This window comes from Flavobacterium frigoris, from assembly GCF_900111075.1.
In the GTDB taxonomy this organism is placed as follows: domain Bacteria; phylum Bacteroidota; class Bacteroidia; order Flavobacteriales; family Flavobacteriaceae; genus Flavobacterium; species Flavobacterium frigoris.
This window is the reverse complement of record NZ_FOFZ01000017.1, coordinates 35,231-61,833: the sequence shown is the minus strand read 5'-3', so window position 1 is coordinate 61,833 and position 26,603 is coordinate 35,231. Positions and strand designations below refer to the sequence as shown.

General features: G+C 33.2%; 20 protein-coding genes. 9 read left to right on the top strand and 11 right to left on the bottom strand.

The annotated features are described in order from the left end of the window. Positions 1 to 317: 317 nt before the first annotated feature. Positions 318 to 3,476: an SIR2 family protein gene (locus tag BMW63_RS16065; protein ID WP_074724477.1), complete on the top strand. Its 3,159-nt coding sequence runs from the start codon at positions 318 to 320 to the stop codon at positions 3,474 to 3,476. Between the two features lie 512 nt (positions 3,477 to 3,988). Then, positions 3,989 to 5,293, top strand: a complete 1,305-nt coding sequence (locus BMW63_RS16060; protein ID WP_074724476.1) for a M28 family peptidase — start codon at positions 3,989 to 3,991, stop codon at positions 5,291 to 5,293. A 373-nt stretch (positions 5,294 to 5,666) separates the two neighbouring features. Here BMW63_RS16060 and BMW63_RS16055 read toward each other — a convergent pair whose 3' ends face one another. Both BMW63_RS16055 and BMW63_RS16050 read right to left on the bottom strand, forming a co-directional pair. Further along, on the bottom strand, positions 5,667 to 6,593 hold the full coding sequence (locus BMW63_RS16055; protein ID WP_083380530.1) for an alpha/beta hydrolase: 927 nt from the start codon (positions 6,591 to 6,593) through the stop codon (positions 5,667 to 5,669). An 88-nt stretch (positions 6,594 to 6,681) separates the two neighbouring features. Next, on the bottom strand, positions 6,682 to 7,638 hold the full coding sequence (locus BMW63_RS16050) for a CorA family divalent cation transporter (protein ID WP_074724475.1): 957 nt from the start codon (positions 7,636 to 7,638) through the stop codon (positions 6,682 to 6,684). Between the two features lie 289 nt (positions 7,639 to 7,927). Between BMW63_RS16050 and BMW63_RS16045 the strand changes: the two genes are divergently transcribed. Next, a complete protein-coding gene (locus BMW63_RS16045; RefSeq protein WP_074724474.1) occupies positions 7,928 to 8,380 on the top strand; it encodes a hypothetical protein in 453 nt (150 codons plus the stop codon). 172 nt (positions 8,381 to 8,552) lie between these two features. On the opposite strand, the gene BMW63_RS16040 is transcribed toward BMW63_RS16045, so the two are convergent. Next, complete coding sequence (locus tag BMW63_RS16040; RefSeq protein WP_074724473.1) at positions 8,553 to 9,716, bottom strand: hypothetical protein; 1,164 nt, start codon at positions 9,714 to 9,716, stop codon at positions 8,553 to 8,555. A gap of 397 nt (positions 9,717 to 10,113) precedes the next feature. Between BMW63_RS16040 and BMW63_RS16035 the strand changes: the two genes are divergently transcribed. From BMW63_RS16035 to msrB, 6 genes are all read left to right on the top strand, one after another. Next, on the top strand, positions 10,114 to 10,812 hold the full coding sequence (locus BMW63_RS16035; protein WP_074724472.1) for a DUF2064 domain-containing protein: 699 nt from the start codon (positions 10,114 to 10,116) through the stop codon (positions 10,810 to 10,812). A gap of 247 nt (positions 10,813 to 11,059) precedes the next feature. After that, on the top strand, positions 11,060 to 14,035 hold the full coding sequence (locus BMW63_RS16030) for a TonB-dependent receptor domain-containing protein (RefSeq protein WP_074724471.1): 2,976 nt from the start codon (positions 11,060 to 11,062) through the stop codon (positions 14,033 to 14,035). 177 nt (positions 14,036 to 14,212) lie between these two features. Next, entirely contained in the window at positions 14,213 to 15,202 is a 990-nt protein-coding gene (locus BMW63_RS16025) for an aminoglycoside phosphotransferase (protein ID WP_074724470.1), read from the top strand. Positions 15,203 to 15,208: 6 nt separating this feature from the next. Then, the gene (locus BMW63_RS16020; RefSeq protein ID WP_074724469.1) at positions 15,209 to 16,171 is read left to right on the top strand and encodes a nucleoside hydrolase; all 963 of its coding nucleotides are present in this window, start codon (positions 15,209 to 15,211) and stop codon (positions 16,169 to 16,171) included. A gap of 153 nt (positions 16,172 to 16,324) precedes the next feature. Further along, the gene (msrA, locus tag BMW63_RS16015) at positions 16,325 to 16,957 is read left to right on the top strand and encodes a peptide-methionine (S)-S-oxide reductase MsrA (RefSeq protein ID WP_074724486.1); all 633 of its coding nucleotides are present in this window, start codon (positions 16,325 to 16,327) and stop codon (positions 16,955 to 16,957) included. Positions 16,958 to 16,961: 4 nt separating this feature from the next. Beyond that, positions 16,962 to 17,507, top strand: coding sequence for a peptide-methionine (R)-S-oxide reductase MsrB (gene msrB / locus BMW63_RS16010; RefSeq protein WP_074724468.1), 546 nt, complete (start codon positions 16,962 to 16,964; stop codon positions 17,505 to 17,507). A gap of 158 nt (positions 17,508 to 17,665) precedes the next feature. On the opposite strand, the gene BMW63_RS16005 is transcribed toward msrB, so the two are convergent. From BMW63_RS16005 to BMW63_RS15970, 8 genes are all read right to left on the bottom strand, one after another. Further along, positions 17,666 to 19,327 carry a serine hydrolase domain-containing protein gene (locus BMW63_RS16005; protein ID WP_074724467.1) on the bottom strand — a complete coding sequence of 554 codons (1,662 nt, stop codon included), beginning with the start codon at positions 19,325 to 19,327 and terminating at the stop codon, positions 17,666 to 17,668. 70 nt (positions 19,328 to 19,397) lie between these two features. Beyond that, on the bottom strand, positions 19,398 to 20,198 hold the full coding sequence (locus BMW63_RS16000) for a helix-turn-helix transcriptional regulator (RefSeq protein ID WP_074724466.1): 801 nt from the start codon (positions 20,196 to 20,198) through the stop codon (positions 19,398 to 19,400). A 570-nt stretch (positions 20,199 to 20,768) separates the two neighbouring features. Then, the gene (locus BMW63_RS15995) at positions 20,769 to 21,422 is read right to left on the bottom strand and encodes a hypothetical protein (protein WP_074724465.1); all 654 of its coding nucleotides are present in this window, start codon (positions 21,420 to 21,422) and stop codon (positions 20,769 to 20,771) included. Positions 21,423 to 22,101: 679 nt separating this feature from the next. Then, a complete protein-coding gene (locus BMW63_RS18290) occupies positions 22,102 to 22,269 on the bottom strand; it encodes a hypothetical protein (RefSeq protein WP_217643742.1) in 168 nt (55 codons plus the stop codon). Then, positions 22,266 to 22,592 carry a hypothetical protein gene (locus BMW63_RS15990; RefSeq protein WP_083380526.1) on the bottom strand — a complete coding sequence of 109 codons (327 nt, stop codon included), beginning with the start codon at positions 22,590 to 22,592 and terminating at the stop codon, positions 22,266 to 22,268. The genes BMW63_RS18290 and BMW63_RS15990 overlap by 4 nt, the downstream gene beginning before the upstream one ends. Positions 22,593 to 23,522: 930 nt before the next feature. Then, positions 23,523 to 24,209, bottom strand: coding sequence for a haloacid dehalogenase type II (locus BMW63_RS15980; protein WP_074724462.1), 687 nt, complete (start codon positions 24,207 to 24,209; stop codon positions 23,523 to 23,525). 15 nt (positions 24,210 to 24,224) lie between these two features. Next, a complete protein-coding gene (locus tag BMW63_RS15975) occupies positions 24,225 to 25,253 on the bottom strand; it encodes a glycoside hydrolase family 113 (protein WP_074724461.1) in 1,029 nt (342 codons plus the stop codon). A gap of 120 nt (positions 25,254 to 25,373) precedes the next feature. After that, a complete protein-coding gene (locus BMW63_RS15970; protein WP_074724460.1) occupies positions 25,374 to 26,438 on the bottom strand; it encodes a DUF2652 domain-containing protein in 1,065 nt (354 codons plus the stop codon). Positions 26,439 to 26,603 lie beyond the last annotated feature (165 nt).

Below are 26,603 nucleotides of genomic sequence, written 5' to 3'. Positions count from 1 at the left end.
TGGCAGGAGCTTCCTGCGGTCGCTCTGCCACTACCAGTAAAAGTGGTTTTCGACCTGCATGGGGTTTTCACTGCTACCGGGGCTAGGGGATTTGTGGGGTAATTGGAGTGATTGTGGTTTTCCGTAAAGTTTATTGTGGAGAAGGTTTTATATTTGAATTCAAAAGTGTTATTTATTCAGATTTTTAGGATATTTAATGGTATATTTGAAATAACTAGTAAAAGGAAAATAGCGCCAAAAAAGTTAAATTTGGATGAATTCTCGCTATAATGCAGCATGTATAAGTTCCATGTTAGCTAAAAAAAAACATGTACCAAATGACAGAAAAATTAAGATTAGATTACGATGCTTTTTTAAGGTCTTTTAAAAGAAATACAGATGTCCCTCATTCAATTTTGTTAGGGGCAGGTGCATCAATAAGTTCAGGAATTCAATCTGCATATGACTGTATTTGGGAATGGAAAAAAGACATTTATCTCTCTAAGAATATAAATGCATCAGATTATTATAAAAATTACAAAGAGAATTCTGTTAGAAAAAGTATACAAAAATGGCTGGATAGTCAAGGAGAATATCCTGAATTAGACTCTAATGAAGAATATTCTTTTTATGCAGAAAAGGCATATCCAATTAGTGATGATAGAAGAAAATATTTTTTAAGTCTAATAGAAAATAAAGAGCCTTATATTGGTTATAGACTATTATGTTTACTTTCAGAGCATAATATTATCAAATCTGTTTGGACTACAAATTTTGACGGACTTATTGTTCGTTCAGCTCATCAGAACAAACTGACACCAATAGAAATAAATCTAGATAATGTAGATAGAATCTATCGAAATCAAAGCAACAAGGAACTTCTTGCAATCGCTCTTCATGGTGATTATAAATTCAGTTCATTAAAAAACACAATAGAAGAGTTAGATTCTCAAAATGAAGTGTTTATTGAAAATCTATCTAATTATCATCTAGATAAAAACTTGATAATTATTGGCTATAGCGGAAGAGATACATCTTTAATGGACGCAATAACAAAGGCTTTCACTCGAATAGGTGCTGGAAGATTGTATTGGTGTGGTTATGGAAGTGAAATATCGGACGAAGTAGCTAAATTGCTTAGTATTGTTCGAGATTCTGGAAGAGAAGCCCATTACGTAACAACAGACGGATTTGATAAGACTATAATTCATTTAGCTAAATCAGCATTTGAGGATAATGCTTCTCTTTCAAAAGAAATTCAAAACGCACTTGAAAGCTCTGAAAATGAAGAGTATTTAAAAACTGAATTTCATTTAAATTTTTCAAATACAGGAAAATATATTAAAAGTAATTTACACCCTGTTGTTTTCCCAAAAGAGGTATTTCAATTTGAAATTGACTATAAGAATGAAAAACCTTGGAGTTTTTTAAAAACTATTTGTCAAACAAATAACATCTGTGCAGTCCCTTTTAAAAGAAAAGTACTTGCTATAGGAACACTAACCGATATTTCAAATGCATTTAATGGTCTTTTAAAAAGTGATGTTAAAAGAGAATCAATAAGTAAGTTTGATGTCGAAAATGTATCAGCCTTCAAATCTTTAATGTTGCAAGCAATTTTGAAACATTTTGCCAATGACAAAAGAATTTCTACCAATAATAAAAATAAAATATGGTTGACTTCCAATGAAAGTGAATACAAAAGCATCAAAATTCATAAGGCACTATATCTTTCATTTTACTTTGATAAAAACAAAAGCTTTGGTTACTTAACTTTTACACCAACAATAAATTTAACCTGTGACCAAGAAATTTCAAAAACAGAAAAGCTAACTATTAGTAAATACAACTTAGAGAAATTATATAACGATAAATATGACGAAATATTAGAAAACTGGAGGAAGCTTTTATTTAATAAACCTAGAATAAAATTTGAATATCCTCTTCAATCTGGTAGCGGTCTTGAATTTCAAATATCTTCAAGTACAGCTTTTGGAGAAATAAATGTTCTAGACTCTAAATTTAAAGGTTACACACCAAAAGAATACGATAATAGACAAACTCAATTTAAGGGTGTCCAATTTTTAGAACCACAACTTGTTTTTCGTAACATTTCATCAGATATGGAATTCAAAGATTACCATCCAATGAGAGGTTTAGTAAATAATCGTCCTTATGATGTTAATCTAAACGGAGTAATCTTATCTAATGAAATAAACTTATCTGTTATTTGTGGAGGAAAATATTCAAATAAGTTTTATGCCTTTCTTTCCCAATTACAAACAAAACACTCAACTGACAACATAAACCCTGATTACTTAATAGATTACCCAGGCTTTTCATCAATTTATAATATTCCCTTAAACATTCCATACTTTGAAAATGATGGGAGTTGGCTGGATATTGATTTTAAAGGTGATAATGGGCTTGAAGCGCACGAAAATGCAATTAAACTTGCTAGACTTATAACTTCAAAAATTGAACAAATAGCCAATACCAAAAGTCAAAGTACAATCGTTATTTTTATTCCAAACGAATGGCAAAATTTTGAAAGTTTTGTAAACAAAGAAGAAAGTTTTGACTTACACGATTATGTAAAAGCATTTGCTGCTTCAAAAGGAATTGCGACACAATTAATTAGGGAGAAAACATTAGAAGACAATTTAACTTGTCAAATTAATTGGTGGTTATCACTATCATTTTATGTGAAATCTTTAAGGACTCCTTGGATTTTAAATAATCAGGAAAAAAACACAGCATATGCTGGAATTGGGTATAGTATTTCTAAAATAAAAGATAAATCAGAAATTGTAATCGGTTGTAGTCACATTTATGACTCTAATGGACAAGGATTAAAATACAAATTATCGAAAATTGATAATTATATTTTAGATAAACAAAACAATCCGTATTTATCATTTAAAGACTCCTTTGAATTTGGAGTTTCGATTAGAACACTTTTTTACGAATCATTAAATAAACTTCCTGAAAGAGTAGTTATTCATAAAAGAACAAAATTTACACAAGATGAAATAGACGGTATTAAAGCTAGTTTACATCAGGCTGGAATTAAAAAAATAGACCTTATTGAAATCAGTTTTGAGACTGATGCACGTTTTGTAGCAATGAGCGTATATAATAACGAATTACAAGTAGATAAATTTCCTATTTCAAGAGGAACTTGTATCGTAACAAATAAACACACTGCCTTATTGTGGACTCACGGGATCGTGCCTTCTGTTCGACAACCGAATTATAAATTTTACTTAGGTGGTAGAAGTATTCCTGCTCCAGTTAAAATAACTAAACATTATGGAGAATCAGATATTGATTTAATTTCAACAGAAATTTTAGGCTTAACAAAAATGAATTGGAACTCATTGGATTTATATTCAAAACTACCTTCAACTATTGATTCATCAAATAAAATAGCGAGAATTGGAAAATTACTGTCTAGATTTGAGGGAAGAACTTATGATTATAGATTGTTTATTTAAAAAAAAATCCCCCGCGCTTCCGTACGAATCCTTTCGTGTATAGTTAAGCACTAGCATAAAAGTCACTGCGAGGAACGAAGCTGTCCCATAAAAAATGTAACTTCAAACTAAAGAAATATAAGGCTTAAGTTTTGTCGCGAATATGCTTTGTGAGATTGCTTTCCCAAAAAATCGGGACAGGCTGTTCGTGGTAATGACAATTCGTAATACCGTTATTATGAAAATTACCCGTGATTAGTAGCCCTGATGGGAGCGGCATCTCCCGATTTAATAAAACAAGGCTTTTTAGCCGTAGTTTTTATTATTCGGGAATACAGCGGACAGCAGGAGGGGAAGTTCTTGAAAACGATTGTTGTCCTGCTCCTAAAAATAAAACAGACTATTAAATTTTTTCATTAGAGGCTAATGAACCGCAATGCGTTTATGTTAGTGATTTTATTAGATTTACTGTAACACATTTGTGTTTTTACACTCTTATTAGAAATTGATTATTACTTATTTAAAATATAGCTATGAAAAAAATTGTTTTAACTGGTTTGGTGCTTTGTTCTGGTTTGCTAGTTCAGGCGCAGTCTATTGATAAATTGATTACGGTAAGCAAGGTAACAGAGATCGAAAAAGTACTTGCGGCTGATGATATGCAAGGGCGCAGGGCTTTTACTCCAGGTATCGATAAGGCTTCGGCGTATATTGAGTCGCAGTTCAAGAAAATAGGTTTACAAACCTTTGACGGCGCGAAAGATTACAAGCAGGAATTTGCAATGACGGAGTCTAAAAGGAAAAGTCTGGAAGTAACGATTGACGGCAAAGTGATTGATGCGGGTTCGATGCTTTCGTTTTCATACCAACCTCAAGTTTCTTTTACAGAGAATAGTCCTATTGCGGTGGTGAATATTAGAGCTGGAGATGCTTTTGGCCCTAAGTTTTATGAGTATTACCAAAGCGATAAAAACCTGCTGGTTCTTGTTGATAATTCGTTTAAAAAAGCGATTCAGAACATGCTTCATATGCCAATGATGGCGGCAACTCCTGGGAAGAATACGGTAGTATTTGTTTTTGGCCCTGCTGAGGCGACCCATTTTTCGATTGAAGCGACCCATACCATTACAACTAATAAATTAAATAATGTCGTTGGGGTTTTGAAAGGGAAAAGCAAACCGAATGAATATGTAGTGTTTTCAGGGCATTACGATCATCTTGGTGTAGGGTCTCCAGGGGAAGGAATGCCGCATGATGCAAAAGATTCTATTTATAATGGGGCCAATGATGATGCTGCGGGAACGACCGCTGTAATCTTGCTGGCCGACTATTTTAAGAAAATGGATACTAACGAGCGTTCGATCATTTTCACAGCTTTTGTAGCCGAAGAATTAGGTGGATATGGTGCGAAATATTTTTCGAAACAACTAGACCCAGCGCAAGTGATAGCGATGTTTAACCTAGAAATGATAGGAACAGAATCGAAATGGGGAAAGAATTCAGCTTATATTACTGGTTTTGATAAATCAAATATGGGTGAAATACTTCAGAAGAACTTAGAAGGTTCTGCCTTTAAATTTTATGCTGATCCTTATCCAGAGCAACAGCTTTTTTATCGCTCTGATAACGCTACTCTAGCAAAATTAGGTGTTCCTGCGCATACAATTTCGACTTCAAAAATGGATAATGAACCTAATTATCACAAAGCAAGTGATGAAATTGAGACTTTAGACATGAATAATATGACCGAAATCATTAAAGCGATCGCGATTAGTTCGTCAACGATCATCAGCGGAAAAGACACGCCAACTAGAGTGGATACTGCGAAGTTGAAATAAACATTTTTTTGAAAGGTTGTATTAAATTGTAACCTCTTTTTTTGAACCATTTAGAGATTAAGAAAATTAAGCATATAAACTTAATGAGTCTTAATCTCTAAATGGTTTTTATTTTAATTGTATACGGAGGTTGTATTCAATTTTTTTAGACTTGTAAATTGATTAATTTAATTCGGCTTATCTTTATCGCTATTGGAACTCATAATAGATTTTATTGACAAAAAAGAGGGGATAGTAAACGGACTTTCATAGTGACTAATTTAACTACTTAAATGGAGTAGTGTCTCATTTAGCTTCTAAAATAAGGTGCCGAAAATTAGATTTATTTATAAAAAATTCCCGTATTGCTATTTCGATTTTTAATTGTTGCTATTTATTTAATTTTTACTAGCCAGGAAAACATCGTATCAAAAGCGTTTTCTCTGACCGCTTTTGGAGATAGAAAGATGTCGTGCAGCGCATGATCAATTTGCAGTAAGGTCACATCATCGCCCAGCGTTACTCCAACTCTTTTTATGTCTTCAATGTTCAATACCGTATCTCTTGACATGGCCTCTTCGGAAAAAGTATTACCCTTTTTGGAAGCCGAAGAATGCATAACTAGAATGGGTACTTTTATGTTAGAGTGTGCTAGTTTTTTTTGTGCGATGTTTATCGCCATTACCCATTTAAAATAGGTCGGAAATCCTTTTATTGGCTTCCAATCGAGGTTATAATCCCACTCACCATAATAGTCTTTATGTAAACTTTGTCCATAGACAGGCGATAGTACTCCTTCAATTTTGGCATACTGGGCTAGGGTGGAAATGGTTTTTGACCCCCAATAAGTAATGAACTTCTCAAAGTTAGATTGATAAAAATCAAGAAAGGGTGAATTTAAAATAAGAGCACTTATATGGCTTCTTTCAGAGCCATTGTTCATATAGCTACTTGCTATTAATCCACCAGTGGAATGACCTAACAGGGAAATAGGTTCTTTATTAAGGGTATAAATGTCACGTATAGCAATTGATATTTCTTCAAAATATTCTTCAATGTCTTTGCAATAATTGGGGTGCTGATGTTTCAGAAGGGATCTGCCGTATTTCCTAAGATCAAGAGCATAAAAATCAAAATTATTTTCATTGCATTTTTCAGCTACATGGGTTTGAAAAAAATAGTCATTATAACCATGTAAGTACAATACACTTTTTCTATTCCCTAGGTTGTGTTTTGAAGAAATTAACGTAGCAATTGCTTCTCCATCGTAGTCAGGTTTTAGTTTAAGAGTTTGAAAAGTAAAGTCTTTATCTAGATTCATATTTGCTTTGTTTATTTGATTAGTAACACCGTCAATGCTTTGGGAAATCACAATAATGGATGGGAATTAACTGTTTTTTTTGCTTAATTTATTTGATCCATTTTTTCTTTTTGAAATAGATTAATGCAATTACGAAACTAATTATCATTAGTCCAATTGCTGCTGGATAGCCATATTCCCATTCTAGTTCGGGCATATTTTTAAAATTCATTCCATATATTCCTGCAATTAACGCTGGTAGAGAGATGCATACGGTTATAATTGTCAATGTTCTAAATATTTTATTTTGTTCTAAATCAATTTTACTGTTTATATTATCCTCCAAGTCATCAAGCCTTTCAAAATTAAATTGGATATGGTCTGAAATTACTGCGATATCATCCAGCTCTAGGTTGATTTTAGTTGTTATCGTCTTTAGTTCAAATTTATTTTGTATCAGCAAATGCAATATTCTTTGGAAATTACTTATTGATTCTTTAATCAATAGATTATTGAAGTTGAGTATCATTATTAAATCCAGATCTTTTTCATTATAGTCTTTCGAATTTAAAATATTCTCATAAAAACGCTTTATTCTCCTGGATATTATCTCGGTCAAATCGGCATAATAATCGGAGATTATTCCTATTTGGAAAACAAAATGTTCTAAATGAGAGCTAAAATGGATACTCGTGAAATCATATCTTGTTTTGGTCAGCTTTAAAAAATCGTTATCAATGTTTGAAGATAAAAAATAAAATACTAATTCGTTTTTAATGATAATAAATATTTCTTCTTCTTTAAAAAGGGTCTCCGAATTGTATTTGGGTATTGAAAAATTAAAAGATAATTGATCGTTTGATTTTAGGTAATGGGAACTTATTTCAATATCCTCTTTTTGTTTAAAAATAGATATGTCGATTCCAAATTTTTCAGAAACCTCGCTTAGTATACTGTCTGTATAATCAATAATCCGAATATTAAACAGATCGACAGCATCAGTGTCAATCTCACTAATGAAATTAAATTTCTTTACTTCATTCGTCTTTAAATATAATTCTATCATGGTATTTTACAATTAGTATATGAATTTAGGGGCGGTTAATTATTGTTCCCAATGTGAAGTATCCTGATGCAGAGCAAGGATATCTACCCCATGTAATTCCGTGTTTACGAATATATGGATTAATATGATAAAATCACGAAAATAGCTAATCTTGACAAAGGAGGCTTTCTAGCGAATTTATTGTCGCTTGAAATCGAAATTGATTTAAATTGTATACCAGGACACAACCTAATGGAGGTTTTAGAATAAAAAGTATATCTTTAGGACTTATTAAACTGATGCCTATATTATGAAAAGTAGAATAGTTAAAACCCGAATATTTGAAGCCTGTATACAAAAGCAGCATGAATTGATTGATAATTTTAAACAGCGTGAAGCTGAAATGAATGACGATACCTTCAGCCAGAATGAATCACCGAGTCAGAGTGAAGATCGCCGAGCTGGAAAATATGAATTACTGAAAGCCATTGGTGACGAACTCGCTTTTGCCCAAGAAGAATTAGCTTATCTAAATTCACTGGATGTTAAAAAGGAAAACTCAGTTGTTGCACCAGGAGCAGTTGTTGTCACTGAGCAATTTGTTTTTTTTATTGGTGTATCCAGTGAAAGAGTGGAAGTAGATGGAGAAACGGTCTTTGGTATTTCAACCAAAGCGCCCATTTATGCAAACATGAGAGGTTTAGAAAAAGGAAATAAATTCCAATTTAATGAAACTAATTATGTCATTGAAGACGTTTATTAACTTGTCATCGTTACAGAATTGTTTTGTTGAATAAGATAGAATTTTTAACGTTCCTTTTTGTTTAAATAGGAACATAAAAGAAACAGCCTTTAATCCTGATGGAACTAAAGGCTGTTTTTTTTGATTATAAAAGAGGTAAAATCTCCTATTGGTTATGATACAGAAAAACGGTTTAAAAGTAGTACCCGATATTCATATTAAAACGCACTTCCCATTTGGCATTTGCAGTTCCGTTTGCCAATGCATTTTTCCAAACTGGTCCGAGCCAAGGTTGGTCTTTACCCGCCGCAATATCAAAATACGTATATACATTTCCGGCAGAAACTAAAACACCAGTAACATTCATCGCCGAGTCTTTAAAATCAGCGTTTATTTTTTCTAGGTATCCATAATCATTATAGAATTGTAAGCTTGATACTGGACCCCATTTTACAGGTACTGTGTATTGTACGCCTAAAGTATAGGTATTTCCTGCTGCTGCCACGAGGTATGGAGCACCATAAGCTGTCATCGCTATAATTTCGTTGTTTTGTCCGTTAGGGTTTTTTGGACTTTTTTTGTAGGTTGACACTTGGGCTTTTACACCAAAGCGCTTGTACTTTAATTCATAATGCAATGCCGCTGCATAATGCGATCCCATTTCTTGGGTATCTAAGTTATAAAGTCCGCCATATTGTACTGAGGCGCCTATTTTATGATTAATACTGTCATTTCCTATTGTATAGCTAAGCTTTCCATTAACTTGGTTTGTTTCTTTATTGCGTAAATCCAAAACGCCATCACCATCTAAATCTATAGAAGCAACATCATAAGAATAACGACTATCTGAAATATCAGAGTTGCTACCAAATCTTAACTCTTCTGCATTTTTGAAAAAAGCCAAAGTGTAATTCCATTTTTTATCGGTATGTGTGAACTTAACACCCATATCATGATCGTCTTCCAGGCCAATGTAATAGTTAATGCTAAAAAACCAGTTGTGGGAATTGTAGGTAGTTATACCAAAAGGGACTTGGGTTAATCCAACTTGAATTTCGTTTTTAGAGTCAAAATCATACGCCAGCCAACCTTGTTTTAGCATTCCGCCTCCAAAACTTTCTGAATACAAGCGGTATTCTGCATTTAGTTTAATTCCTTGGTATTTAGCTTTAGCATTAATACGAAAGACATCATAGCCAAAATCGCCACCTCGTTTTTTTTGTCCTTCTTTCCACGTTGATAAATTATAATTGAATCGTAAAGCACCACCTATGGTTACTTCGGGTTTGTCTTGAGCATAAATAGCTCCGGTTGATAATAGCAAAAAGCCAATTATCAAAGTAATTTTTGAAAACATAAAATGTTTATTGTAATTAAAAAATGAATTAATTTGAGAAGAAAATACTAATTTAAGAAGGGATTGTCTTTTTAGTTAAGAAGCAAAATAACGGATTGCTGTGTGAAGATTTACTTTTTAAGTAGTGTAATGAAATAGTTTTATGCATCCTGCAAAGGTATAAAATTATATCACTTTGCCTAGAAAACGAGCTTTTGCTTGATGCTAGACTACTTTATGGCAAAAAAAATTAAAAAACATAAAACCATAATGAGATAATTTTCGTACTTAGATAGAAGAATATAGATTGTATCTTTGAAGAAGCCATTTTTGGTGAAGCCAAATTAAAGTTTCAAAAAAAGTATAATAAAAATAATTTTTGTTGTCAGGAACACTCCTGTTATTCGTCTTTAAGTATATGAATTTAAATAATAAACATTCTTGTTCAGTAGCGATTCTCCTTTTTGCGCAAAGCGATGAGGTAGAAAGTGCTTTGAAACCAATTGCTTATGGCAAAAGACAGAATGATTTATTGTGGCATAAAATGAATCAAAAAGTCTTACAAACGGTTCATAAAACAAAACTGCCTTATTTTATTTCTGATGAAAATACGCAACAAGGCGATTCTTTTGGAGATAAGTTGAGTCACGCCATTCAATCCGTATTGGATAGAGGGTATGATAAGGTTATTGTGTTAGGGAATGATAGTCCGGGATTGCGGTTGCCTCATTTGCAAGAAGCTTTTAGGGAGCTGCAAGATAAGAGTGTCGTACTTGGTTCTAATTTTAAAGGCGGTACTTACTTGATAGGAATTTCGAGACTTTCATTTAATAAGGCGGCTTTCGCCAAAATTGATTGGCAAACACCAAAAGTATTTGGACAATTACAAGCGCTTTATTGTACACAAAAGCTAGGAATTATTACTCCTTTAGCCGATTGTAATACTAAAAGTGATTTTGAAGAGCGCTTGCGTGACCTTCCTTTTTACAGTAGTTTTAAAAGTATTTTGGCATCCTTTCTTTTCTATACAATTGCTATATACTCGTTTTTAAAGCACTTTTATGCTCATGCGTTTATTGGACTTAATTTTAATAAAGGCTCTCCCGTATTGGAGTAATTTTCTAGCTTTTATTGGTCTCAAATAGAGTTTAAAACTATGTACTTTCAGTGCATCTCGCTTTAGCTTCTAAAAAATGTTAACACCGCAGATTCGCAAATTTTAAAATAATTGATATAAGATAATTTGCGAATCTGCGGTAAATATTAGCAATACAACATGCAGACTTTAAGATTGACAACCAAATCTATGGACTTTAAGTCCATAGTGGTTTATTTTAAAAATTATAATCCAAAACCGTACTTTAATGAAACAATTTTTCCTGTTTTTACTATTGAGTGTCACAACATTTGCTGTCGCTCAAGAAGACTTATCCGTCTCAATCATCGATTTTAATACACAAAAACCTCTTGCTAGTATTGAAGTTTTATTATTGAATAGCACTCGTAATAGTAGCGTCCAACAAATTTCAAATAGTCAAGGTAAGGTTACTTTTAGAGGGATTCCAGCCTTAGATGGATACCAAGTTGTTTTTGAAGGAACGGCAATTTACGCTGCGCAAAAATCAGAATTAATTAGTGTGCGTTCAAATCAAGCGGCAAATATCACTTTGCTCTTAGCACCAAAAGAATCCAACGAGTTGAATGAAGTTTTGATTACTAAAGGAGCAACTGCAAAAATTAACCGCCGCGATGCCGAAGTTTCTTTTGAAATGAAAGCCGCCGAAATTCAAGAAATCCCTGTCGAAGGGCGTGATATTACAAGAGTTTTGTTTCGCTTGCCTAATGTGTCACAGGCGACAGGGTTCTTTCCTGAAGCGGCAAATGTGAGTATCAATGGAGCAAGTTCTGGATATACTTCCTATTTGATTGATGGATTAGACAATAATGAGCGATTTCTAGGAGGACAAAAATTTGCAATTCCGTCAGGATTTGTAAAAGATGTTACGGTTTTAACTAATAATTTCTCGGCGGAATATGGTTTAACTGGAAGCGGAATTGTCAACATTACCCCACGTTCTGGATCTAATGAAACTACTGGAGAAGTGTTCTTTATTACAAGGCCTGGACCATCCATTGATGGAAAATCTAGTTTTGCACAGAGAGATTTGTCTGGAAACCAAGTTAAAAATGGTTTTGCTCGTTATCAAGCGGGTGGAGGAATTGGAGGGGCTTTAGTAAAAGACAAAACCTTTTATTATTTCAATTTTGAACACACGACTGATATCAAAGATAACTTGTTAAATGTGCCACAATTAGGCATTACTGAAACCGTAAGAGGAACGAACACATTCAATTATTTTTCATCGAAAATTGATCAGATTTGGAATCCAAATTTCAGTTCTTCCTTGCGTGCAAACGTGGGCGTGATCGATGTTGAAAGACAAGGTGGCGGACTCGATGGTGGTTCTACTTTTAAATCAGCAGGAAATACACAGCAACGCAACAGTATTTTATTGGCTTTAAAAAACAGTTATAAATTTGGTGATTTTTCTGGAGAAACTAATGTGCAGTATAGTCGTTTTAGATGGAATTATGCAAAGCCATTTAATCCCAATAGTTCGCAAGTAACGATTTTAGGTGTAAATGATGAAACATTAGGCGTTATTGGAAATCCAGGTTATGTTTTTGATGCTATCGAAAATACGATTCAGTTGCAACAAAAAGTAAAGTATTACGCAGAAAATCATACCATTAAAGCAGGTCTTAATTTTATTAGAGGCGATCACCAATTATTTGGAGGTGGAAATCCAGTAGGGAATTACCGAGTGAAATTGAATCAAAACCAAATTGATGTTATCAAAAATAGTGGTGTAGGAGGAGATTTAAATGTAAATGATATTCCGCAAGATGTTCAAGTTTTAAATTATAATGTAGAATTACGACCAGCTTCTTTTGGAAAAAAGCAAGATATTTATTCGGCTTATATTGAGGACTTATGGTCGGTTACTAATCGATTGAATCTTACTTTAGGGTTGCGTTATGACTTCGATAATTTATCAAAAGGAGGAAGCGATAAAGGCGATTACAACAACTTGGCGCCCCGTTTTAATTTCAATTATAAATTAGATAATTCAAGCAGTTTACGTGGTGGATACGGAATTTCATACGACAAAGTAAATTATGCTGTTTATAGTGATGCTTTGCAGCAAAACACGACTTCTCAAAGCTATAAGTTAGAATTGGAAGAGCTAAAAAGATTGGGACTTTTACCAGCGAATACTAATATTGACCGAATTACCTATAACGGAAATTTAGCAGCTACAGTTTCTGGCGTGAATTATTTACAAGGCCCTTCAGCTACAGATTTACAAGGACAAAGAGAGAATATATTTTCGAATGAACGCAGAATTCTGAATCCGAATGGATATAAGAATGCCTATACTCATGAATTGGCGTTAGGATACCAATTGCAATTAACAGACGAGCGATTGTTTTTTGTAGATGTGGTTCACAATAGAGGAGAGAACTTAACGCGTTTACGCAACCTGAATGCAGCTGCGGAATATCCTATTGATCCTAATAATGTAGTAATAAGAACTCAGGCGCAAGCGGATGCATCTCGACCAATTCCTATTATAAATGGAGGTGCTACCATCAACGGACAGCGGGTTACAGGAATTGCTAGAAGCGTTATTGTAAGTGAAAACGAAGGGAAATCTAGGTATTATGCCATGAGTTTTAATTACCAAAAAACAAGAGGTACTGATGAGTATTCGTACCGATTGAACTATACATTATCTTCAAGTAAAAATGATACGGACGGAATCAATTTTAGAGCATCCGATGGGAATAATTATGCGAATGAATGGGGGCCATCTGTAAATGATAGAACACATAATATTAACGGAATTTATAGCTATTATCCTTTTAAAGGAACTACGGTTACAGTGGCGGGTTTACTGCAAAGTGGACAACCGATTAACAGAATTCCACTTGGTTTTGGAACTACAGATTTGAATGGAGATGGTGCCAGTTTTTCTGATGCTTACACAGGGAATAGTGACCGTTTTCCGGGAGAGAGCAGAAACAATGATCGATTACCGTGGAGTACTACTTTTGACTTAGGAGTGCAACACCAAATCACGATTGCTGGAAATAATAAAATAGAATTACGTGCTGATATATTTAATGTATTGAATGCCGAAAACTTAAGTGGATATAGTAATAATGCGACTCAAAGTAACCAGATTCAAGGGGGTTCTAGCGCCAGCGGATTATTTACACAAAGAAACGCTTCGCCACCAAGACAGTTCCAGTTTGGAGTGCGTTATTTATTCTAATAACAATCAATATCCTGCGAGTTAGTATGGCTTTGCAGGATGTTTTTAATTTGCGTTAGGGATAGAAGTGGTATCTCCCGATTTATAAAAACAAGGCTTTTTAGCCGTAGTTTTTATTTAGCGGGAATATAACGGATAGCCCGACCCTTGTGGTAACGCCCAAATAAAATGTAAAATATGTTTATACTAAATGCAAGTGAGCCAAAGGAATTGGCTGCTTATTTACACCAACAAAAATGGTTAAAAGAGGACGAGACGGTTGTTGCTATATCAAAGCCAGGCGATGGAAATATGAATTGTGTATTGCGAATAGAAATGGCAACGCGCTCATTTATTATCAAGCAATCCAGAGGTTATGTGGAGAAATATCCACAGGTTCTGGCACCTGCAAATCGGGTACTTACGGAAGGTGCTTTTTATGAAAAAATAGCAGCTGTTCAAGAAGTGCAGGAAATTATGCCCAAACTTTTAGGGATTGATGCGATGAATAATTTAATTGCTTTAGAGGATTTAGGGAAGTCAAATGATTTCACTGTTTTGTATGATTTAAAACAAAAAATAGAAGAAGAAGAGTTACGTCAGTTGGTAAACTATTTGAATGGTTTGCACCAAAGTTTTCAGAAAACGGTTGTTGATGATGAGCTGGAAAACACAGAAATGCGAAAGCTAAACTATGAACATATTTTTGAATATCCTTTTAGAGAAGAAAATGGTTTTGATTTAGATGCGGTTCAAGAGGGTTTGCAAGCTGTGGCGATGTCTTATAAAAAAGACTCCGAATTGAAGCAAAAAATTGAGCGACTGGGGTCTTTGTATCTGTCAAAAGGGAAATACTTATTACAAGGCGATTATTATCCAGGGAGCTGGTTAAAAACGGCGGAAGGAATTAAGGTGATCGACCCTGAGTTTTGCTTTTATGGCTTACGCGAATTTGATCTCGGAGTTTTTTTAGCGCATATGTATTTGACCCAGCAAAAGGAATCTACTATCGCTTATATAAAAGAAAACTACTACTCTTTTGAGGAATTAAACACGACCATTTTAAATGGTTTTATAGGTGCTGAAATCATGCGTAGGTTAATAGGATTAGCACAATTGCCTTTGAAAATGGAATTGAAAACGAAAGCAACTTTATTAACGTTTGCTCGGGATTTAATTTTAAAATAAAATATTATGAAGAATAAAATACTACTTTTTGCATTATTGCTCACAGCATCATTGCAAGCACAAACTAAAGTATGGTTTGATACGGATCTTATGATTGGGATGCCTGATAAAACGCCACGTGAGGTAGATGATGGAATCACCTTGATAATGGCTTTGAAGCAACCTCAAATCGAAATTGTAGGAATCAGCTCGATTACTTATGTTGATTATAGCTATGATGTGATTAATAAAATCCTAAAATGGCATAATAGAGGCGCTTCAATTCCGGTTTACAAAGGATCGCCAAAAGCGGATGATTTAGGAGTGGAAAATGAGGGAACGAGAGCGTTATATCAAGCTTTGAAGAAAGAAAAGTTGACTATTTTAGCTTTGGGGCCAATGACTAATATTGCGTCATTGATTCAGAATCACCCCGATATTATTCCGCAAATCGAGAAAATTTCAATTTGCGCAGCAAGAACTCCTGGACTGCCTTTTAATCCCGGAAACGGAAAATTGAATGTGTTTGACTACAATTACGAGTTTGACTATAAATCGATGGATGTGGTTTTGAATTCGTCTATTCCGCTTGTTTTTGCGGGCTATGAACCCAGTTCTTACACGTTTATTGGTAATGTTGATTTGGCTAGTTTAGACATGAACAATGAAGCTGATAAATGGTTGTTTGACGTAGTTCAGCCTTGGATGGAGAAGAATGAGAAGTTTTTTGGCGTTAGAGGATTTATTCCTTTTGATTGTTCGACTTTAGGAGTGATAACGCATCCTGAATATTTCACCTATTACAAAGATATTCCCATTAAAGTAAATTATAGAAAGAATGATGCGTTGCAAGTACAACCAAATGTTCCCTTTAAAAACTTCCTAGAAGTATCGTATAAATATAAATCCAAAAAGAAGGTAGATTATGCGATCAGAGCGTTACAAGGTTTTGAAGAAAAGATATTAGAAACGTTAAGTGTAAAAAACTAACAAAACTTTAGGAGTTGTTTCAAAACCAAATCTAGAAATCAACCGTATATTTAAATAGATTGAATTATAAAATAAACAAGGTTATTGTGGGTTTAAAGATCCATAATGATGACTGCCTTAAATAGATTCGATAAAACAAATAAATGCGAGCAAATGAAAATTAAATTAGCAAGTTACGTAGTCGTGTTGTTTACAATTTTAAGTTGTAATGCACAGACGAAGAAATTGTCTTTAGAACCAAAAAAAGGAAAAGCAATTGCTGTTTTTGCCGAGGGTTGTTTCTGGTGCAGTGAACACGTTTTTGAAGCTGTGGTAGGAGTAGACGAAGCAATATCTGGATATTCTGGAGGAACAACTAAAAACCCTTCCTATGAGCAAGTGAGCTCTGAAAGGACTGGGCATGCTGAGTCTGTAGCAGTGTATTATGATCCAAAGGTGGTTCCTTACAAAGAGTTAGTGGCTATTTTTTTTGCCTCACAAGATCCTACAACACCCAATCAACAAGGACCTGACAAAGGTTCGTCCTATCGTTCGATTGCCTTTTATAAAAATGCAGTTGAGAAAAAGATAATCGAAGACAAAATTAAGGAGCTTACCGCCAATAAAGTTTTCGCCAATCCGATTGTTACTGAGGTAAAACCCGTTATGGACTTTTATGAAGCGGAGGATTACCACCAAGATTATGTGAAACTAAATCCCAATCAGCCTTATGTGAGAGGTGTTTCAATACCAAGGTATAACAAGTTCAAAAAAACATATAAAGGAAAGTTAAAACCTAATCATTAAAATTATGAAACGATACCAACAACTCTTAGTACTACCTGTTATAGCCTTTGGCTTTATGGCATGTATGCAAGCAAATAAAAGTGAAAAAGTAATTGCTGCATCAACAGAAACTACAATGCAACAGCAACCAGTTTTGTCATTGACAGATACCTCGTTGAAGAAAGTAGTTAAAACGGATGTAGAATGGAAAAAAGTTTTGACTCCTAATCAATATTACGTTTTGCGTAAAAAAGGAACAGAGCGTCCTTATCAAAATGAATTTAATGACAACCATAAAAAAGGAAACTATTTTTGTGCCGCTTGTAAATTGCCTTTGTTTTCATCTAAAACAAAATTTAACTCAGGTACTGGATGGCCAAGTTTTTATGATGTAATTAATCAAAATAGAGTAAAAGAAGTGGTAGATAAAAGTCTGGGAATGGTGCGTGGCGAAATTGTTTGTGCCCGTTGTGAAGGGCATTTAGGACATCTATTTGATGATGGTCCTAATCCTACTGGATTGAGGTACTGCATGAATTCTGCAGCGATGTTATTTCAGGAATCAAAATAAATAGTGGTTAATTGTTTGTTCGAAAAAAGGCAGTTTGTTCCATTTGGAACTAACTGCCTTTTGAGTTTTGTATCACTAAATGCTTTACAGCTATAAGTAGTGGCGTAGAACCAAAACCTAACCTAGACATTATTTAGAAATGTGGTTGCAAACTAGCTTTAGTTTTCAAGATAAGGTAGAATATATGTTTCAAAAATGGTTTCGGGTTGTTGCGTTTTTCCATTTCTATAATTTCCAGATGTTATAATGACTACAGTCTTTAAAGAAGGAACAACAAAAATATATTGTCCTCCAGCGCCTCGAGCTTCGATTGATTCAATACTCTTGCCGTTGCTCTGGTAGATATTGTGCCACCACAAATAGCCGTATCCATTTTTATCTTTTGTGTTTTCTAAAACGCGATAATTCTTAAATGAGCTCTCGATCCATTTTTCAGAGATTATGCGTTTTGAGTTCCATTTTCCTTTGTTTAGGTATAGTTCTCCAAATTTTAACATGTCCTTTGGAGTGAGATACATTCCGCCTCCAAAATAGGGGTCTCCATTCAAATCAGTTTGTATAATATAGTTTGAAATAGCTAGTTTTTGAAATAAATTCTGATCCATAAACAACTCCAAAGGTTCTGAAATTAAAGAATCCATGGCGATACCAAGTAAATAAGGATTTGCAGAACCATAATTTGCTTTTGTATTCGGATTATTTATCATTGGAGCACTTAGTACTGCCGCTGTCCAATCGTTTGCCATTTGATAGTTATCTTCCACTGCAGGAGATTTTGGATTGGCATTAATACCGTAATCAATGGCATCTAATCCTGAACTCATTGTCAAAAGACTTTGAATGTTTATTTTCTCTTTTATACGGTCCTTTTGAATTTGATATTTTGCAGGTAAAAAATCAAAAATAGATTGCTCCACACTTTTGAATAATGATTGGTCTTGTGCGATGCCTACAATTGCAGAAGAAATACTTTTTGATGACGAACGCATGTCGTGTGGGACATTTGCATCATAACCATCAAAATAATTCTCATAAATAAGTTTGCCATTTCTCGAAATTAAAACGGAATGTGTATTGGGTAACGAATCCTTTGATATAAGGTTTTCCATTTCAACAAGTGAAAGCTTTGACTTTTTATTATTAGTACTGAAACCACCAATTTTCCAATCGGTTGTGGATTTAATCAAATTTACTTGGGTGATTAGGTGGTTTCCTAAGAATATTTCCAACTGAATTTCATTAGTTAATAAAGTTCCTTTAAATTGTAATCCCGTCTTAAAATCGTTAAATGTTATTTTATTGTTTTCTTTTTGAAAATTAGTACACCAAGTGCCTGTAAAGCGATTGTCTCCAAAAATAGGATAGGCCTGGTAATCATTGTCAGAGCCGTTTTCGATACTTAAAAAGAACTTTTGGGACTTCAGTTCATCCACCATTAATACATTCCAAATCCCTACAAAAGAATTGTTTTTTCGTTTAGTTAACTTTAAGTGATACAGCAGTAATCCAGATTTGATAAATCCATTTATTTCTTTGCCATTTGGAGCAATAGTACCTTCGAAAAATAAATTTTCTGCAAATGGAATATTTATCTGTGTGATATTTGCTTTTTTAAACGGATAATTAATAATGCTGTGATCGTTTGAAATTTTGAATGTTGCATCTTCAAACCCTAAGTTTTCTATTGTTACTGTAAAATGGAATGTTTTAGAATTTTCTAGCTTTCCTTCCCAAGGATGTGCGTATTCTTCCATTTGCTGTGCATTAACAGAAAGAATAAAAAGGAGGAAAAAAAATAATACGCTGTTTTGAAATCTCATTTTTTGATTGATTTTGATTGAGCTGTAAAAATAAATTTTTTAAACGATCTAAAATTGTATAAAATTAACATCAGCAAATTTTTCCTAATAATTTTTTTGGAGTGGTATTATAGATTTTTTTAAAATTGGTAATAAAATGACTTTGATCGTAAAAACCGCATTGATAACAAATTTCTGTCATGGATAGTTTGTTTGAAGTAATAAGGTAAAACGCTTTATTGAGTTTGAGTAATCTTATGTAATTTCCTAGACTTGTCCCAAAATAGCGATTAAACTCTCTTGATAAGTGAATTGGGTGTATTTCTAAAATGGAGCTTAAATTATTTAAAGAATAATCTATTTCTTCTTCCCATAGAAGCTCTTGTAGTTTGTTTACCCATAATGGTTTTTTGTAGATCTTTTCTGCGGGTTCAGTTATGGTATTAAATAGTTCAATCAATGACGCTTCGATACTTAAATGTGAATATTGATCATTAATTTTAGTTTCGATAAATACTTTGTTGATCAAGTTTTTAATTAAAGGGTTTCTCAAATTAATACTGCCTTGCATGTCTAATGTCTTTATATCAAAATTTGAAAACCAGTTTTCGTTAAGTTCGATATGAAAACCTCTAGTATAATCAGTCGGTTTTATATTATAATGCGCATCTTGCCAATTATGAAACAATAGACTACCGGGTTCTAAATAATAAGATTCTTTTTTGTTAGATTCAAATAATTTACCTTCTAGAAGATAAGTAAAATAAGGGTTTTCATGATAATGCCAGTCGACTTTACTATGGGTGTATTCAGTATCTGTAATAATTATGTTGTCAAAAGCTGACTTCTGGTAATGTATTCCGTAAAACTCCCCTTTTTCTAGTTTATCCATTCCCTTTCAGTTCATTAATATTTATAAGTCACCACTATTTTCTATGCATTTTATTGAGTAACATTGGCTACATAATCAGTTATTGTGCAAACTCAAAATCTATAATGTTTGTAATCAGCAAACTTAAGTTGCTAACTTCAAATAATTTCCGCAAAGTTAGTCATTGCGAGCATCTCGTGGCAATCGCATTACTATATTCACACAAAGTTGATTATATGGCTATTTGAACCGCATTACAAATGCTACGTTTTTTTTTTAAAATTAAGTTGTCGTTGTAAGGGAGCACCAGATTGAAGATAAATCCGAGGGATTGGGATGCAAAAAAGAATTCGCAATCAAACACCACTCCGTTTGTCATTCTGAAAGAATCTCTACGAACTCTACTTCCTCAATACAGATGAATAAGTATTAGTACAAACCACGTCACTGCGAGGAACGAAGCAATCACGCAAAGTATTTTTAACTTAAACTTTGTGCATTATAATTTAAATAGCAGCAGCGCTAATCTCTGCGGGCACAGAATGCAATTCTGCACTAACTATTGTGTGTATATCCGTGCGATCGAGTTTTTTATTGCTGTGGTATATCTAATTCAAAATTAGTTACTTTCAATTCCTCTAGTTTAAATTCGATTTCGTTTCCAGACAAAGTTTTTCCTTTTGCATTTATTACAACACCATTTTCAAAAATATTTAGTCTTTCAAGAAACTCATATGGATGCATACAACTTATTCTGAATGTTGGAAATAAATTTTCATTACTTTTTTTTATTTCTAATTCATATTCCATAAGATACTTTTTCTTTTTTGAGTTTTTATAGACATTAAACTTTACCTTTTTAATGCTATCATTTATATTTATGGTTTGGAAAGTAAAAACATATTTTTTATAATCATTTTTATTAAAATAATATAATTCAGTCGTATCTTCATAGTTAAATTTAAAAAATATTTCATCTTTTGATTTCGATTCAATTACTGTATATTCATGAACTTTTAAATTTTTATAATCATATAGTTTTGCAGTAAATGAATTTTGATTTTTTTTAAGTCTTAAAAAATACGAATCATTTTTCGAATTAGAATAACTTATTACTTCGCCATTATTATTATTATTATTATCAAATTTTGATGAATATTTTGTCAAAGTGTTGAAAACATAATTTTGAGCATTTAAACTGAAAGAGCTAAATAATATAAATATAAGAAATATTTTTTTTTTCATTTCATAGTTTTAAGTAAAATATTCGTTGCTTTCAGGGAAAATTACCGACAACGTCAGTCTGTTAAAAAAACAGTCGTTATGTTCTTTCAAATATAATACATATTCCTTATACAAAAGCAAGAAAAGTTTTAGATTTAAAGATGCAACACATCACAGAAATTCCGCGAAATCAGATGGTCTTTTTGAGTTTAGAAGATATGATTATACCAGATAATCCTGTTCGTTTTGTAGATGCTTTCGTCGAGACGTAGCAATACTAAATTTTGTGGGTACAGGATGAAATTCTACGTTAATTATCGTAGTAAATCCGAGGGATTGGGATGCAAAAAGAATTCGCAATCAAACACCACTCCGTTTGTCATTCTGAAAGAATCTCTACGAGTTCGATTTCCTCGATTTAGATGAATAATTATTAGTACAAACCACGTCACTGCGAGGAACGAAGCAATCACACAAAGTATTTTTAACTTAAACTTTTTGCATTATAATTTAAATAGCAGCAGCGCTAATCTTTATGGGCACAGAATACAATTCTGCGCTAACTATTGTGTGTATATCCTTACGATCGGGTTTCTACTTCCTCTATTGAGATGAATAAGTATTAGTAGAAACCAAGTCATTGCGAGCGTAGCGCGGCAATCACGCAAAGTATTTTTAACTTAAATTTTTACATTATAATTTAAATAGCAGCAGCTGTAATCTTTGCGGGCACAGAATACAATTCTGTATATATCCGCGCGATCGGGTTTTCACATTCTTGAATAATATAAATTTCAGCATTTAATGCTGAAATATGTTCAATTTTTTTTCTAAACGCTCCGTTACAATTCCAAGTTATTATTTTCAATTTCTGTGTTTTAAAATTAGTCTTCCCGAAAAATAAGCCACGGTTGCAATAATTGAAGCAAAAATAAAACCTGTAATGAAAGAAAAATTTCTTCCAGTATCATTTGTCAACTTTTTCATTGCTTGATTCTGTTCTTCTGTAATTTCTATTCCAGAAAACATTCCATTTTTGTCAAGGTCGTATCGATTTAAGTCCCAATGATAAAAAATAGCATCAAGTGTAGCATTTCCAACAATTACTAAGTAAAGAACTAAAAATACTGTAATACTTATCCAAAGTAATTTATTTTTAGAGAACAGTCTTTTTCGATAAAATAATATCATTGAAAGTCCAATGAGATTAAAAATTGTCGGTATTGCTAAATGATATGGTATATTTATTTCGTCCACTTTGTTTTTTAATTATTTGTCTTTATACATAAATATGCTGCAATAAATTTTACTCTCTTTTGCTTTAATTCTTATAATAATTATTTCAATTTCATTTCTGTTTGTTTATATTCCATTATAATTTATGTTGTCGTTTCTTTTTTTTTCAAAATTACCTATAACGTTTCCTGGCTTAGCTTGTTGGGGAACTTTTAAGCAGATTATTTTTGGCTACACGAATATATGAAAATAAACGTAGTTCCACTAAATTCCCCATCATGCTAAACCAGTGTTGCAATATGTATTTATCACCACAAAGTTTTTTCGTTATTCAATTTTTCGCCGCAATACATTTCGCCGCAAACTGCATCGCTTTCATTGAAGCAAATTACTTTCTGCTTAACGATTTCGCTCTAATCTATTTGGACGCAAACTGCATCGCTTTCATTGAAGTAAATTACTTTCTGCTTAACGATTTCGCACTAATCTATTTGGACGCAAACTGCATCGTTTACATTGAAGTAAATTACTTTCTGCTTAACGATATCAGAGTAAATTTTTCACCGCAAAATTTGGCAACAATATGTATTGCAACTAGTATATATACAAAAGTTTATGTATCTTTTATTGATTTAGATTAAAGTATTTTCCTTCTTTTAATAATCCAAAATACCTCCTTAAAGCATTTAATTCCACATTACTCGCGTGAGGGATAGCAGTGAAAAGCCCACAAATAAGTGTAGCGATAGCGAAACTTGTTGAGGACTTGCAACGGATAGCCCGACCCTATAAACCCCCGATTACTATCAGGGGTTATAGGGTCACGCCCAAAATATTCTTGTTGCTTTATGTAAAATAGTGAAGTTAGAAACGTACTATTAGCTATTATTTATAAGCCGCAACTAGTTGCTCAGCGATCGCTAGAATATCATCAGCTACATAATCAGGTTTATTAGATAAAGTATATATAGATTGCCCTTCACGAGCAATAAAGCAGGTCGCTAAACCAGCGTGAGATGCACCTGCTATGTCCCAACCATGTGCTGCAATCATAAGCATTTCTTCAGGTTGCACAGCTAGTTCTTTTGCCGCCCATAAATAGGTTGCTGCTTCAGGTTTGTATTTTTTAAGACTATCAATGCTCAATGTCTGTTCAAAATAATCGGTCAAATTTGAATTGATTAACTGTTGCTTTAGCGCATGAGGTGGAGAATTGGTCAATGTAGCCAATCTAAATCCATTATCCTTTAAGAGCTTTAAACCGTTCTTAACATCTGGATATGCTTCTAACGTTTTAATTGTAGAAAGTGCTTCTTTTATTTCATCTTCGTCTATTTTTTTATTCATTGAGGTAGCTGCCATTCCTAATGTAGCTGCGGCAATAGTACTAAAGTCATAATATTCATTGATACTATTCGATACAGTGGAGTAGTGCAATAACATACCAAACCATATTCGGAAGCCCTGCTCATTACCAAGTAATGCATTAACTGATATTTTTAAAGGCGTCATGTCCAGTAAGGTTTCATTTACATCAAAGACAAGTACGGGTTTATTTTTGTGTGGAGTCATTTTTTTAATTTTAAATTATTGGTACCATTTTCTAATGGTTTCAAGTGCAGGTTTATCCTGCGGTGTGTAATCAACACTGTTTTTTTCCTCTTTATGGTATTCATCGGCATACCATTTCCAGGCAAATCCTCCCGCAAACCAGTCTTTTTTAGTTAAAGATTGAAATAAGGATTCATAGGCGTTGGCTTGGGCCAAATTATTAATGCTATTTTGATTTTCTGTCCAAGGTTCTTTGGCTGCTTGATCTGAGTTACGGTAGCCAAACTCTGTAAAGATTATTTTCTTTTTTGTTTTGGCTTGCAGTTTTTCCATTTTTAGGATGTGTTGCTGCCATGCTTTGTTAAGGTCGGCTACTGCGGGTGTCGTAGCATCTGATAAAGGGAAATAGGCATCAATCCCAATGTAATCCAACTGATTCCAAAAAGGGACTTTATCAAAATCATCCCAGTTTGCAGCGTAAGTTAGTTTTCCGGTATATATTTTTTTGATTTTATGGATTAATTGAAACCAATATTCAGGTCTTTTTGCAACGGCATTTCCTAATTCAGTTCCGAAACAAAAAAGCTCTATATTTTCTTTTTGGGCTAGTTGCGCAAAATCAAGAATGTATTTCTCATAATCGGTTTCCCATTTTTTCCACTCGGTATCAGTTGAAAAATCTAAATTACCGGTGTAAAAGTTATGGTTTACCCAAAGATGCGGTTTTAGCATTACCGTCATTTTATAATCATGGGCAAGTTGATTGCTGGCGATAATTCCTTCTGTTCTTTCGCCCCACCATTGTCTTTTGTTATTATAGTGTATAGAGGCATTGTCGACATCAACAAAAGCGTAAGGAATTAAAGATATCGAATTGATGTGATATGCTTTCAATTCATCAAAAGTGGCGTTTTTTAATTCTTTAATAGGTGCTACCAAGTTCATTCCTTTATATTCTAATTTAGCCAAAGCAGGCATATCAGTATAGGTTTTGAAATGATAAAAAGAATATCCGCTAGCAATTATTAGTAGAAATACAATGAGTATAAAAAAAGTTTTCTTCATAACAGTAAAGTTACTTATTAAAAAAGGAGATGCTAATTTCTAGGGATAATTTAAGATATTTTTCAGGTTTTGAAGAGGTGACAATATTTTTTACTTCCGTCAGCTAGGACCTAAGATAATTTATGGAAAAAGTTCACTCTTTGTAACTTGATGTAAGGATTCTAATTTATTTTGCCACATTTTTGTAATGCGCTTTAAGATGCTTTTTTTCATAAAACTCCCCAGGAATGTATATTCTAGATACAAGTTCAGACTTATTTCAGTGGCGTTTAAATCTAGCGCATGTAAATTTACGAGGTAATAGAATTTTTTTAGAAAAATGATACTCTCGGTTTTTTCACCATAAATCAAGCTGTCTTTTGATGGTCTGCTAATAGTCTCAAATTTTAAAGTCCCTAGTTTTAAAACACAATTGTGTTCGGTGCCCACTCGGTTGACTTCATTTTCATCAAATTCAACTCTCATAACTTCTTTATCCCAGATATGGCGGTATTTTAGTTCACTTAAGTAGCGGTGAATCTTTTCAATGTTGGCATTAAACGTTCTATTTATTATAGCATCAGGAATGGTAAAATCCTCATTTTTTTGCGCTTCTTTCTGCGATTCTTCTTCCACTTTGAGCTTGATATTATCCAAAATTTTGTAGAAATAATTTAAATTTTGCAAATCGTATATCTCCGTTTTTTTTGTCCAACTTTCTATCATATTATTCTGATAGAGTATATAGATGTTCTCAGTAAATAAAACATATTCTTGAACGGGTACTTGATTTTTTAGTAATCGATGGATTTGAATGACTTCTCTTCCATAAGGTTTAATGATATTTTTGACTTTTATCATCGTTAGGTCGCCATAATGGACTAAAAATTTAAGGTCTAAATCGATGGTAGTCTTACAGGAACCGCACGTACAAATTCGTTTAGTATCATACTCTTTTGTGTGTCTATGAAATTCTTCCAGCATTGTTTCTGTTTGTTGCATCAACTCTTCATAACTAGGAATCTTTGTGCTAAACATGAACAGGGCATCACCTTCGATTTCTACGAGTTGGAGGTTAAGCGTATTGTTATCAAGTAAAAGTTCTAGCAATTCAGCTATTATATGGATGCTGTGCTCTATTTCTGTCTCATTTACAAAATCCGAAAAGCCACTTATATCTGGCATAAAATAGAGTGCTTCAGCCATATTTTATTTAAAATTTGAAGTTAAGTACTAGTAATTTAAGATTTTATTTCCTTGTGTTAGCTTTTTTTAACTAAATATTTTGATAGCAAAACGCAATACTTGTTTCACTTTTTTAGTTAAAATTTTCTTTTTGTGTTGTACAATAACTTTTTGGTTGATTCTTCT

What these genes read in the sequence shown, in the direction of transcription:
- BMW63_RS16065 (WP_074724477.1), top strand. Translation starts at nt 318, where the DNA reads ATGACAGAAAAATTAAGATTAGATTACGATGCTTTTTTAAGGTCTTTT.
- BMW63_RS16060 (WP_074724476.1), top strand. Translation starts at nt 3,989, where the DNA reads ATGAAAAAAATTGTTTTAACTGGTTTGGTGCTTTGTTCTGGTTTGCTA.
- BMW63_RS16055 (WP_083380530.1), bottom strand. Translation starts at nt 6,593, where the DNA reads ATGAATCTAGATAAAGACTTTACTTTTCAAACTCTTAAACTAAAACCT.
- BMW63_RS16050 (WP_074724475.1), bottom strand. Translation starts at nt 7,638, where the DNA reads ATGATAGAATTATATTTAAAGACGAATGAAGTAAAGAAATTTAATTTC.
- BMW63_RS16045 (WP_074724474.1), top strand. Translation starts at nt 7,928, where the DNA reads ATGAAAAGTAGAATAGTTAAAACCCGAATATTTGAAGCCTGTATACAA.
- BMW63_RS16040 (WP_074724473.1), bottom strand. Translation starts at nt 9,716, where the DNA reads ATGTTTTCAAAAATTACTTTGATAATTGGCTTTTTGCTATTATCAACC.
- BMW63_RS16035 (WP_074724472.1), top strand. Translation starts at nt 10,114, where the DNA reads ATGAATTTAAATAATAAACATTCTTGTTCAGTAGCGATTCTCCTTTTT.
- BMW63_RS16030 (WP_074724471.1), top strand. Translation starts at nt 11,060, where the DNA reads ATGAAACAATTTTTCCTGTTTTTACTATTGAGTGTCACAACATTTGCT.
- BMW63_RS16025 (WP_074724470.1), top strand. Translation starts at nt 14,213, where the DNA reads ATGTTTATACTAAATGCAAGTGAGCCAAAGGAATTGGCTGCTTATTTA.
- BMW63_RS16020 (WP_074724469.1), top strand. Translation starts at nt 15,209, where the DNA reads ATGAAGAATAAAATACTACTTTTTGCATTATTGCTCACAGCATCATTG.
- msrA (WP_074724486.1), top strand. Translation starts at nt 16,325, where the DNA reads ATGAAAATTAAATTAGCAAGTTACGTAGTCGTGTTGTTTACAATTTTA.
- msrB (WP_074724468.1), top strand. Translation starts at nt 16,962, where the DNA reads ATGAAACGATACCAACAACTCTTAGTACTACCTGTTATAGCCTTTGGC.
- BMW63_RS16005 (WP_074724467.1), bottom strand. Translation starts at nt 19,327, where the DNA reads ATGAGATTTCAAAACAGCGTATTATTTTTTTTCCTCCTTTTTATTCTT.
- BMW63_RS16000 (WP_074724466.1), bottom strand. Translation starts at nt 20,198, where the DNA reads ATGGATAAACTAGAAAAAGGGGAGTTTTACGGAATACATTACCAGAAG.
- BMW63_RS15995 (WP_074724465.1), bottom strand. Translation starts at nt 21,422, where the DNA reads ATGAAAAAAAAAATATTTCTTATATTTATATTATTTAGCTCTTTCAGT.
- BMW63_RS15990 (WP_083380526.1), bottom strand. Translation starts at nt 22,592, where the DNA reads ATGATATTATTTTATCGAAAAAGACTGTTCTCTAAAAATAAATTACTT.
- BMW63_RS15980 (WP_074724462.1), bottom strand. Translation starts at nt 24,209, where the DNA reads ATGACTCCACACAAAAATAAACCCGTACTTGTCTTTGATGTAAATGAA.
- BMW63_RS15975 (WP_074724461.1), bottom strand. Translation starts at nt 25,253, where the DNA reads ATGAAGAAAACTTTTTTTATACTCATTGTATTTCTACTAATAATTGCT.
- BMW63_RS15970 (WP_074724460.1), bottom strand. Translation starts at nt 26,438, where the DNA reads ATGGCTGAAGCACTCTATTTTATGCCAGATATAAGTGGCTTTTCGGAT.